We start from the raw sequence: 10,324 nt of genomic DNA, 5'->3' as shown, positions 1-10,324 counted from the left end.
CTTACACCGAGGGCTGAGCGAAGTCGAAGCCCGTCTACAAGTTATTTAAAACGACTATACTATTTTAATGAGTCCTCTAGTGGCAACATTTATTGGCTTCTTCTTTTTACACCAGACCCTCACCCCCCTCCAAATTCTTGGTATTGCGATCGTCTTGATTAGTGTTGCTCTCGGACAGCAAAGCCAACAATTACGGCAACCTCCAAATCCTCTCACGGCATTATTCAAAAGCAACTTGTAGGCGTTGGCGATCGCCCCAATTGCTAATACTTGCTTCTAATACTTTTCTTGCCTTCATTTATACCAAAGTTCAAAATGGCTACGCCATTTTGAACTTTGAAAACCCTAGGACAAAAAACAAAAAAGGAAAGGGGCGGCGCTTTGCGCCGCCCCTTTCCCTTCCTAGAGAAAAAAAGACTCGTAAAGCGAGTCTTTTTTCTCTAGGCTGATTCAGGTTTAGGCATGGAGGCAGGATGCTGCAAAATCTCGGCTGTGGATAGTTTTTCTACCATATCGCGAGTAATTAAACACTTAGTCACATCCTTGCGGGATGGCAGCTCATACATCATGTCTAGCATCAATTGCTCGACGATACCCCGTAAAGCTCTCGCACCTGTTTTACGACGATAGGCTTCTTTGGCGATCGCCTGTACCGCATCAGTTTGGAACTCAAGCTGGACGTTATCCATTTTCAAGAGCTTTTGATACTGCTTAATCAAGGCACTCCGAGGTTCGGTTAAGATTGCCATCAAAGCCTTTTCGTCAAGGGGATCGACCACCGCCGTTACGGGTACGCGCCCGATAAATTCTGGAATCATGCCAAACTTAACCAAATCGTCAGGCTGTACATTCTTCAGAATTTCAGCAGTGCGCTTTTCACGGGGCATAGCTTCACCCTGCTGCACAAACCCCATCGACTTTTTGCCAATACGTTGCTCGATCGACTTTTCTAACCCACCAAAAGCCCCACCACAGATAAACAAGATATTTTTCGTATCGATCTGGATACAGTCTTGGTAGGGATGTTTGCGACCACCTTGAGGCGGCACATTCGCGATCGTGCCTTCTAGCATTTTCAGTAATGCTTGCTGTACCCCTTCTCCCGATACATCACGGGTAATCGAGGTGTTTTCTCCCTTACGGGCAATTTTATCAATTTCATCGATATATATGATGCCCCGCTGAGCCTCTTCGACATCAAGATCGGCGACCTGTAATAGCCTCAGTAAAATATTCTCTACATCTTCGCCAACGTAGCCAGCCTCAGTCAGTGTGGTCGCATCAGCAACCGCAAAAGGCACATCCAGCATCTCAGCCAAGGTTTGTGCTAAAAGGGTCTTGCCACAGCCCGTGGGTCCAATCAGCAAAATATTAGACTTCTGAAGTTCAATTCCATCTTCATTCTGACCTTTTGCTGAGGACTCGATAAAGCTCAAGCGCTTGTAATGGTTGTAAACCGCTACCGACAAAACCTTTTTAGCCTCGTCTTGACCGACTACATTTTCATCGAGATAGCGCTTGATATCGCGGGGCTTGGGGATCTGATTGAGATTAAGATTTGCCGCAGTTTTTGGTTTTCGCTTTTCATTGGCAGGATCTTTTCGTTGGGCAGCTTGGGGAGGAGCGCTATTAAACAACTCCTCATCGAGGATTTCGTTACATAAATCCACACACTCATCGCAAATGTATACCCCTGGTCCAGCAATTAACTTGCGTACCTGCTCCTGCGACTTACCACAGAAGGAACATTTAAGATGAGAGTCATATTTACTGGGCATAAGCTATCTCAATGTGAGGTTGTCGCAATGGCTAGACTAAGGATAGGGCAGAGGGCTGGAAGCCTTTGGAATTAGTTAAAACTTGATCGATTAAACCATATTGTTGAGCTTCTGCTGGTGACATAAAGAAATCACGTTCGGTGTCTTGCTCGATCTGCTCGATGGGCTTGCCTGTACTGGCAGCTAGCATCTCGTTGAGCGATCGCTTAATGTAAAGGATTTCTCGCGCTTGGATTTCGATATCAACGGCTTGACCTTGAGCGCCACCAAGGGGCTGGTGAATCATGATCCGCGCATTGGGCAACGACATCCGTTTACCTTTAGCACCAGAGGCTAGGAGAAACGCTCCCATACTCGCTGCTAACCCCATACAAATAGTACAAACGTCGGGGCGAACGTGATTCATCGTATCGAGGATCGCCATGCCTGCATAGACAGAGCCTCCAGGAGAGTTGATATATAAATAAATGTCTTTGTCTGGGTCTTCAGCTTCTAAGAATAAAAGCTGTGACATGATCAGGTTTGCGGTGGTGTCATCTACTTGCGAACCTAAGAACACGATGCGTTCGCGCAGTAAACGCGAAAAAATATCAAATGCTCTTTCGCCTTTACCTGATTGCTCGACTACCATCGGCACAACCTGATTTTGGGTCGAAGCGATCGCAAATTGGTTTGATGTTAATTGACTAGATAAAGGGTACATTCGTTTTGAATTCACCATAAAGTTAACGCAATATCCTAGGCAAAACTCGAACAGTAAAGTTTGAGTTTAAAGATACCTACTTGAGAGCTATTATGCCTCAAAAATTGTATTGGTATCCAGCCACACTAATCCTAAGCCAAAATTTTCATAACTAATTCAATCTAATTAAACAAGAGAGGGGTGCTAAGCACCCCCTCTCTTGTTTAATTAAGCTTCTTCAGATGATGCATCAACGGTTACAACATCTGCATCAGCCTCTGGTGAGATACTTTCGAGAACTTCAGGTTCTGGCTTGAGCGACCCTTGCTCGACCAGCTCTATTTCAGAATGCTCGATTAGCCATGCCAAGGCGCGTTCGCTCAAGATCTCCTCTTGGATTAAATCAGCTAATCTAGAAACATCGATATTAGGATCCTTAATGGCTGCAAGGGTATTAGCGACTCTTTCCTTGAGTTCGGCTTCATCAACAGTGATATTTTCCTGTCTGACGATTTCATCTAGGGCAACTTTACGTCTGAGGCGATTAACTGCCTCTGGTTGATTGAGGCGGCGCATTTCTTCAACCAGTTCCTTAGTAAATAGCTGCTTTGCCATAGCTGGGTCGATGCGTTCTTGCAAGTAACTGGCTTGTTGTCTTACCAAAAAGTCAAGTTCTTGTTGCAGTAGGGTTACAGGCAGATCGACCTCCAGTTCGGCGGTAAGTGCTTCAAGCACTGCCCGTTCCTTGTTTGCTTGAGTCTTTGCCTCAGCATCTTCTACTACACGCTTTTCGAGCAGTTCGCGTAGTTCGGAGATCGTTTGTTTGTCGCTAATCGATTGAGCAAATTCGTCATCAAGGGCAGGAAGTTCGCGACCTTTGATCGATTTGATCGAGACTACATACTTAATTTCCTTACCGACATATTCCTCAGGGTAATATTCTTCAGGAAAAACCGACTCAACTTCAATAACATCATCGATCGCTGCACCGACGATCGCTTGAACAACTTCAGGAATAAATGCTTTTTCATCCACATCTAACTGAAAATCTTCTTCACCTGCATCGGGCAATTCTTCGCCTGTGGCGCGGTCTAGAACCTTAAGATCGACGGTGACTACATCATTGATCTGAATAGCCCGATCTTCGACGGGAACAAGGGTAGACTTGCGAACTTGGAATTCGTTTAAGGTGCGATCGACTTCGGTGAGGTCAGGCTTAATTTCTTCTGCTTTTACGATAAAGCCTTGATATTTTGCAAGATTTACTTCTGGTTCAACATCGATCGCCGCCTTAAAGGATAACTCTTGTCCTGGAGTGAAGATTTGAACGAGGGTCTCGATATCCGTAACAAGTTGGAAGCCGCCCAGAGCCTTATCTTTTACTTCTTTATTTTCCGCAAGAGCTTCATTTAAGGTTTTTTCCAGTAGCTCTTCAAGGACATTAGCTTTAAGTCTTTGACTGCCAACCTGTCTCAATACAAGTTGAGTAGGGGCTTTACCTTTGCGAAAACCAGGAACTTGCATCGTGCGTGTCAAATCTTTGACGATGCGATCGTATATTGCTTGAGACTTTGCCCCTTCTACTTGAATGTCAAAACCAATTTGACTAGCGGGAAGCTTCTCTAGAGTGACCTTCATTATTTAAATATGCCTAGATTAAGTATGCCTAGATTGAATATATCTAGAAATCAAAAAACGTTGTTTGGGCTTTTGCCAACTTTTGGCAAAACTGTCAACTTGTGCCAAATTATGCCAAGTCTATGATAATACGATATTGGCGATCGCATATTTCAAAAAACTATAAACTGGCTGAGAGTAAATTTTGCCCTCACCCATAATCCCCCTTTACTCTTTCGCCTTTACTCTTTCGCCTTTACTTTTTCGACATAAAGGTAGGACGACCATCGGCGGGCTTATTGGGCGACACCGACTTAGTAGCGGCATCGCGTGATGAAGGTGTCATCGCTTCTGCGCCATCTAGCAAAATTTGTAATTTGGGACCAGTGGTCGCAAGGCGAATCGTAATGCCGTCCTGCACTCGCTCTGTTTCGATCTGTTGATCGTTAATATACGTGCCATTTGCGCCAATATTAACGATCTCCCAATGCAGTGAATGACGACGGAGCTCCACATGGTAACGAGAGACAACTGAGCTATAAAGGATCACGTCATTATCCCCCGATCGCCCAATTCTAATGACAGGCTCAGATTGAAATTTCCATGTTTGGATCGGGATAGCTTCGATAGGATGCAGTAGGTTCAGCGTAATCACAGGGTTAATGCATTAATTTTGCAGGACTAAGGGATGTTCTACCGCAAATGCTACAGGATTTGCACTTATTTCAAAAGTTTAGCATTGACTTTAAGCATGATTGCGATCTAACTATAAAGACCGTAAAGATCGAATCTTACCTACCTAGATTAGGTAAGCAAAATTTACTTTTTTCAGCAAATTTAATCGAAGCGTTTAATCTTAAGCTAAATATTCATGAAAAGCGTCACTATCATTGGTTGCGGGGTGATTGGGGCAATGCTCGCCTATGAGCTAAGTAAAGGCAAAAACAACGAAGGGATAAATGATGAACTTAGGGTAACAGTGCTTGAAGCCAATGCTCGACCTGCAATGGTATCGACAAGCTCGGCTTTGGGCGTACTCATGGCAGCTTCTAGCTCCAGAGCAAGGGGAGTTTTGGTAAAGTTACGTTTGGCAAGCTTGAGTAAATACGATCACTTGATTGCCGAACTGACCGATCAAACCCAGTACGATATTCTCTACAACCGCAAGGGGATTTTAAATCTATACCGATCGCCCGATGCTGAGAGCAAATCGAGATCGCTGTCTGAAATTCGCGCAAGACAGGGATTTGCGCTGCAATGGCTAGATCGCGAGGAAGTTTCCGCTGATTTTCCACTATGGAAAACCGATGGCGGCTTATTAAGTCCCTGCGATCGCGCTGTGCATCCTACCCAATTGGTTAAGGCTCTAGTTACAGCGGCTACCCAAAATGGGGTGAAGTTCCTTTGGAATACATCAGTGAATAATTTAGAAGAAATATCCAGCGATCGCATTGTCGTGACCTCAGGCTTGGGCGCTAATGCCCTACTTGCCCCTTTTTTACAAAATCACCCTAAATATGCGGGGCAGGATCTTATGCAACCTGTTGGCGGTCAAGCCTTGCTATTGTATATCCCCAACCTAAACCTCCAAAACGTCGTTCATATTGAAAATGAGGATGGCTCGGATCTCAATATTGTGCCTTTAGGCGGCGATCGCTATTGGCTCGGTGCAACCCTAGAATTTGAACCCAAGCAAATCCCCTGCGAGGCGAACGTATCGTTGTTGCTAGACCAAGCGATCGCTTGGTGTCCCACCTTTGCAAATGCGGAAGTTTTGGAAACATGGGCAGGCGATCGACCCAGACCGCTTGCTAATCAATCGCCCATTTTAGGTTTTGTCCCCGATCATCCCCACCTGCTCGTTGCGACAGGTCACTATCGCAATGGCGTATTGATGGCTCCCATAACGGCTCAAATTACCAAGGATTTGCTGTTAACTGGCACAAGCGATCTACCTTGGCGACCCTTTACCCTCTAGGTACACTTAAGCCGCTATTTCTAATTCTTCTAAATCTTGATCAGGATCTTCCAACTGAACTTCAGCAGCATCAACTGTCACCGACAGTTTTAACCCTAGCCCCTTGAGCCAATCAGCTAAACTGTGAATTGCTTCAGTACCTTGTTTTTGTAAGATTGCTTCTAGAGATTGAGTACTAGCTCCTGTTTGATCTAGCGCTTTAGATACGTCGTTAAGTGCTAGGGACAGTAGCTCAGGTTCAGGCTCTTCAGCTTCGATGATCGCAGTAAGATAGCAAGCTGATTCAATAGGATCTTGCAGAGAATTAATCAGAGCATCCAAATAGCTGTCACTTACTAAGGTGTTAACTGGCGCATTATTTGTCTGGGCTTGTACGCTGTTCATAGTCTCTCCAATAGTTTTTAGCTTTGCGAATATCTCGATTTTGAGTGCTTTTATCACCGCATTTCTCTTGGTTGTGCTGACATCAACTTAACTTCGATTTGTGTAGTTGCTTGGTGATGTAACGATTAACGATATTAAATCAGTTTGCGTGACGATTGCTCTATCTGCCTGACTACTGTTAGTGCTGAATAACTCACCCCTGCGGTTCCTTCTCCTGGATGGGTAGAGTCACCAACTAGCCAAATATTTTTGAGCGGGGTGCGATTAGCGAAACCAAAGGGAGCAAAGGTAGAAACGCGCATTCCTACGCCGCCAACGATACCGCGATCGCGTCCTGTATATCGCTCAAAGGTTTGCGGTGTCGCCGCCTCAACATGAATGATTGTCTCTTTGTTGAGATGGAAATAGTTACTTAACTGCGCGATCGCTCGTTCCGTGAATCTCTTCTTAAGTTCTTGATAATCTTGGTCGCCATACCAAACTGCCGCATCGGTAAACTCAGAAGCAATTATCGTCGCTTTTCCATCGGGAGCGCGACCATCTCCTTCCTTACTAACGGAAACAAATAGCGAATGGGGTTTATGAATTTGGGAATCCTCATAGGCTTCCAAAAATTGCAAATGCGGCGGACAACCTTCAGGAATCGCAGCCCGATCCACTCCCAAATAAACCACAAACGCAACAGAAGCAGGCTTGAGATTAGCAACCCGTTTCGCATAGCCCTTGGGCGCAGCATCTCCCAAAAGCTGCACAAAATTATTCACCGTCACATTCGCCACAATGTGATCGGCGCTATCTTCAAAAATCTCTTGCGATCGCAGATTTTTTACTTTTATCTTTTTACTTTTACCTTGATCAGCGATCGCTGTAACTTGATGCTGCATTAACACTTTGCCGCCATCGCGCTCAATACTCTCAATCAAGCGATCGCTTAAGACTTGCATACTTCCCTTAAGATGAAACAGCCCTAACGGAGTTTGGGAAACTGCTAAAGCGGTCGCAGCGTAAAGTAAAGCCGTCTCTTCCGCATTTACCTGTGAATAGAGCTTCAATTGCAAATCGAGAAAGGTACGTAATCTTTTGTCACTGGCTAAGCCAAAACCTTGCAGAGCGTCGCCCACGGTCGAGAAGGTATAGGGAACCGTCGCCAAAGTATCAATTCGTAAAGCTTTCACTAATTGCCATGCATCCCAAATATTACGTGGCGGCAAGATCGGATCGCGTGACTGAAAACGCCAACTGCGCCAAAATAAATCTTCGAGAAAATTCCAAAATGGTTCGCTATTGGGAAATTGCCTTTGTCGTTCGAGTTTCCACTTTTGGCGATCGCGCCAGACGTTAATCGGTTCATTCTCATTGGGTAAAAACACGGCACAGGCAGGATCGCAATCGGTCGCTTCGGGAAGTTCTATTTCTAGTTCTTTAAAAATGCGATCGTGAATCCCGCCAGATTCCAATCCCGCCACCTGTGTCGCGCCCACATCAAAGGTAAAGCCCCGCCGCTTAAATGTGGAGGCACAACCACCCGCAACGATCGCCAAGTCATAAACAACGACTTCATAGCCCCGCTTTGCCAACAAAGCCGCCGCCGTTAAGCCCCCGATTCCTGCGCCAATCACAATAATTTTTGGTTTTATTTTTTGTTTAGATTTACTCAACACTGGCTATGACTGATTAACAATAATTAATAATTCTTAATCTAGTCTAAGCGATCGCCCTCACATGAGACAGATCTCAATCTATGCAGCTTGTAAAACTGGAATTGCTTGAAACTTTTGGCGCTTGGGCAATGGTTCACCTTTTTCTATGGCAGTTTCTGCTAGCAGTTCGATGACTTCTTGAGCATTTTGGACTGCCTCTAAGTATGTATCGCCGTGGGTGCAAGGCTGCATCACATTTGTAAATTCAGGCAAAAAGACAACAAAACAGTTATCTTCATCAGATCATTGAATGAGAATTGTGTATCGCATTGATTGATGATTCTTCATTAATTTTAGCTTCTACGAATCCGAATTTTTTGCTTTGATGCAATCACAACGGCTCTAGCTTCTAAATCTTGCCCCCAACTAGACAATACATCTTGAAATAGAGCCATTCTTTCTGAACGAAGTAAATTTTCCAATCTTAAAACTCCACAATGTTGCCTTCCTTGTAGCCAAATCATTTGCTCAAAATCGGAATCCGTCGTAATGATAATGCGCTTTTCTCTTACCGCCCAATTCAAAATCTCACTATCACTCATTTTGCGATCAACATCACGCACACAAGCAACATCATGACCAGAATCTAGCAATAAATTCAGTAAAGCACCACTTGCATTCATATCAAGTAAAATCTCATGACTATGATGCAACCGACCTTTCAAAAATCTCCTCATTAGCGACTAGGCGATAAGCATAGAGTAATGCTGCATAAATATCAGCTATTTCTAAATCTGGATAATCTTCCAAAATTTCTTGCATTGCTGCTCCCTTAGACAAAAGCTCTAAAATCATCGCCACGGAAATTCTCATACCGCGAATTATGGGCTTACCACCCAAAATATTGCGATCGAAGGTAATTCTTGATAACAGTGATTCATTAGTAACTGGCATAAATCTCTCCTCTATTTTTTTAGCTATAAGAAATTACATCTAAAGAAATTGTTTACGCAACTTCTTTGTCAGGTGTGTAAAACTCAACATTTCTACGATCTAATTCTGAAATGGCTGATTGAATGATATCAACTTCATGCTCAGCAAAATAGACCTCACCGCAATGATTGCAAACAAATTCAGGAATTGCATCCCAATGTAAGTAATAACCATTTTTCTGAATGCTAAACGGTGCAGTCTTTTTCTCCATGTGACCTTTACAGTAAATACATTCCATTTCTATGCTGCTTGCAAAAGTTGCAAAGAATTTTTCGGCTGCGGCAGAGATTTTCCCTCTTCACGGTAAATCTCAAGATAGCTATTAATTACCTCCTGTCCATGTTTAGCAGCTTCTTCGTAAGTATCGCCATGCGTATGAAATTGCTGAAATGGGAAGTCTGGGAGATGAACAAGATAGCAACTATCTTCTTCTGACCAGATAATTATCATGCTGTAGTGTGGCATTACTCTAAATCCTCTAGTTTTTTCAATCTTTGTTTAACTTCTTTTTCTAAATAGAGTTTGGCATCATCGCCATCTTTACCTGCGATCGTCAGTGGCAGTTCTGGTAATAGTTCATGTATCCAAACTGTATGGCTACCTTTAGCGGAACGATAAGTAAATCCTGCCTTCAGTAACATACTTTTTAGTTCTCGAATCTTTTTTGGCATAGGGATTTACTGAGGTGTTGATAAGATAAATTTTATATTCTAAAGATTCCAAATTACCTCTTCTCCCCCCTTCTCAAGGGGGGCTGGGGGGGATCATCCTCTCTATCTCCTCACACACATTCTCAAAATCATCTAAAACCTGTCGATTAGTAAACCGAATCACCTTAATCCCATAGCCTTCTAATAGTTGTGTTCTTTCTTGATCATAAGCTTTTCCCTCATCGCTATAGTGACTCTCGCCGTCAACTTCAATCACTAGTTTGAGGCTAGGACAGTAGAAATCAACGATGAAATGGTCAATTGGTCTTTGTCGTAGAACTCTAAATCGGAAGTTTTTTAAATATCGATGCCAAAGTTTTCTTTCTGCGGGTGTCATATTTTGACGCAGTTCTTTGGCTCTGGCGGTGAGGTCAGGGTTATAGGGAAGATGGTGTTCGCTGATTTTAAGTGTCATTGATCCCCCCCAGCCCCCCTTGTAAAGGGGGGAGAATTAATTTCTTTCTCTTCTTCCCCCTTTGCAAGGGGGATTGAGGGGGATCTAAACCTTGAAACGTAGTCAGGGAGTTTTGTGTGTACTCTGT

Annotated in this window: 15 protein-coding genes; 2 read left to right on the top strand and 13 right to left on the bottom strand. The window is 43.8% G+C overall.

Annotation, left to right across the window (positions count from 1 at the left end; all coding sequences use genetic code 11):
• Positions 1 to 79: 79 nt before the first annotated feature.
• Entirely contained in the window at positions 80 to 241 is a 162-nt protein-coding gene (locus tag AC805_RS25405; protein WP_197278611.1) for a hypothetical protein, read from the top strand.
• A 199-nt stretch (positions 242 to 440) separates the two neighbouring features.
• On the opposite strand, the gene clpX is transcribed toward AC805_RS25405, so the two are convergent.
• The 4 genes from clpX to AC805_RS02500 all read right to left on the bottom strand — a co-directional run bounded on the left by clpX (position 441) and on the right by AC805_RS02500 (position 4,732).
• Positions 441 to 1,778 (bottom strand): ATP-dependent protease ATP-binding subunit ClpX, encoded by a 1,338-nt coding sequence (gene clpX / locus AC805_RS02515; RefSeq protein ID WP_055073966.1) that lies wholly within the window; start codon positions 1,776 to 1,778, stop codon positions 441 to 443.
• Between the two features lie 31 nt (positions 1,779 to 1,809).
• On the bottom strand, positions 1,810 to 2,481 hold the full coding sequence (gene clpP, locus AC805_RS02510) for an ATP-dependent Clp endopeptidase proteolytic subunit ClpP (RefSeq protein ID WP_156341289.1): 672 nt from the start codon (positions 2,479 to 2,481) through the stop codon (positions 1,810 to 1,812).
• 207 nt (positions 2,482 to 2,688) lie between these two features.
• Positions 2,689 to 4,098 (bottom strand): trigger factor, encoded by a 1,410-nt coding sequence (tig, locus tag AC805_RS02505; protein WP_055073964.1) that lies wholly within the window; start codon positions 4,096 to 4,098, stop codon positions 2,689 to 2,691.
• A 235-nt stretch (positions 4,099 to 4,333) separates the two neighbouring features.
• Positions 4,334 to 4,732: an FHA domain-containing protein gene (locus AC805_RS02500; protein WP_055073963.1), complete on the bottom strand. Its 399-nt coding sequence runs from the start codon at positions 4,730 to 4,732 to the stop codon at positions 4,334 to 4,336.
• A gap of 216 nt (positions 4,733 to 4,948) precedes the next feature.
• On the opposite strand from AC805_RS02500, the gene AC805_RS02495 reads away from it, so the two are divergent.
• Complete coding sequence (locus tag AC805_RS02495; protein WP_055073962.1) at positions 4,949 to 6,055, top strand: FAD-binding oxidoreductase; 1,107 nt, start codon at positions 4,949 to 4,951, stop codon at positions 6,053 to 6,055.
• A 6-nt stretch (positions 6,056 to 6,061) separates the two neighbouring features.
• Here AC805_RS02495 and AC805_RS02490 read toward each other — a convergent pair whose 3' ends face one another.
• The 9 genes from AC805_RS02490 to AC805_RS02450 form a co-directional block, all read right to left on the bottom strand.
• Positions 6,062 to 6,439: a hypothetical protein gene (locus tag AC805_RS02490; RefSeq protein ID WP_055073961.1), complete on the bottom strand. Its 378-nt coding sequence runs from the start codon at positions 6,437 to 6,439 to the stop codon at positions 6,062 to 6,064.
• A gap of 134 nt (positions 6,440 to 6,573) precedes the next feature.
• Positions 6,574 to 8,100, bottom strand: coding sequence for a C-3',4' desaturase CrtD (gene crtD, locus AC805_RS02485; protein WP_055073960.1), 1,527 nt, complete (start codon positions 8,098 to 8,100; stop codon positions 6,574 to 6,576).
• A 78-nt stretch (positions 8,101 to 8,178) separates the two neighbouring features.
• Complete coding sequence (locus AC805_RS02480) at positions 8,179 to 8,352, bottom strand: type II toxin-antitoxin system HicB family antitoxin (protein WP_369122822.1); 174 nt, start codon at positions 8,350 to 8,352, stop codon at positions 8,179 to 8,181.
• Between the two features lie 80 nt (positions 8,353 to 8,432).
• Positions 8,433 to 8,762, bottom strand: coding sequence for a DUF5615 family PIN-like protein (locus AC805_RS02475; protein WP_197278610.1), 330 nt, complete (start codon positions 8,760 to 8,762; stop codon positions 8,433 to 8,435).
• 19 nt (positions 8,763 to 8,781) lie between these two features.
• Positions 8,782 to 9,033, bottom strand: a complete 252-nt coding sequence (locus AC805_RS02470) for a DUF433 domain-containing protein (RefSeq protein WP_009626329.1) — start codon at positions 9,031 to 9,033, stop codon at positions 8,782 to 8,784.
• Positions 9,034 to 9,085: 52 nt separating this feature from the next.
• Positions 9,086 to 9,310 (bottom strand): YgiT-type zinc finger protein, encoded by a 225-nt coding sequence (locus AC805_RS02465; RefSeq protein WP_055073958.1) that lies wholly within the window; start codon positions 9,308 to 9,310, stop codon positions 9,086 to 9,088.
• Positions 9,311 to 9,312: 2 nt separating this feature from the next.
• A complete protein-coding gene (locus AC805_RS02460) occupies positions 9,313 to 9,537 on the bottom strand; it encodes a type II toxin-antitoxin system HicB family antitoxin (protein ID WP_055073957.1) in 225 nt (74 codons plus the stop codon).
• The gene (locus AC805_RS02455; RefSeq protein ID WP_055073956.1) at positions 9,537 to 9,743 is read right to left on the bottom strand and encodes a type II toxin-antitoxin system HicA family toxin; all 207 of its coding nucleotides are present in this window, start codon (positions 9,741 to 9,743) and stop codon (positions 9,537 to 9,539) included. The genes AC805_RS02460 and AC805_RS02455 overlap by 1 nt, the downstream gene beginning before the upstream one ends.
• Positions 9,744 to 9,816: 73 nt before the next feature.
• Positions 9,817 to 10,197 carry an endonuclease domain-containing protein gene (locus AC805_RS02450; protein ID WP_055073955.1) on the bottom strand — a complete coding sequence of 127 codons (381 nt, stop codon included), beginning with the start codon at positions 10,195 to 10,197 and terminating at the stop codon, positions 9,817 to 9,819.
• Positions 10,198 to 10,324: the final 127 nt, after the last annotated feature.

Source organism: Pseudanabaena sp. 'Roaring Creek', from assembly GCF_001402795.1.
GTDB lineage: Bacteria > Cyanobacteriota > Cyanobacteriia > Pseudanabaenales > Pseudanabaenaceae > Pseudanabaena.
The sequence above is the reverse complement of the archived record's forward strand: the minus strand, read 5'-3'. Positions and strand labels throughout refer to the sequence as shown.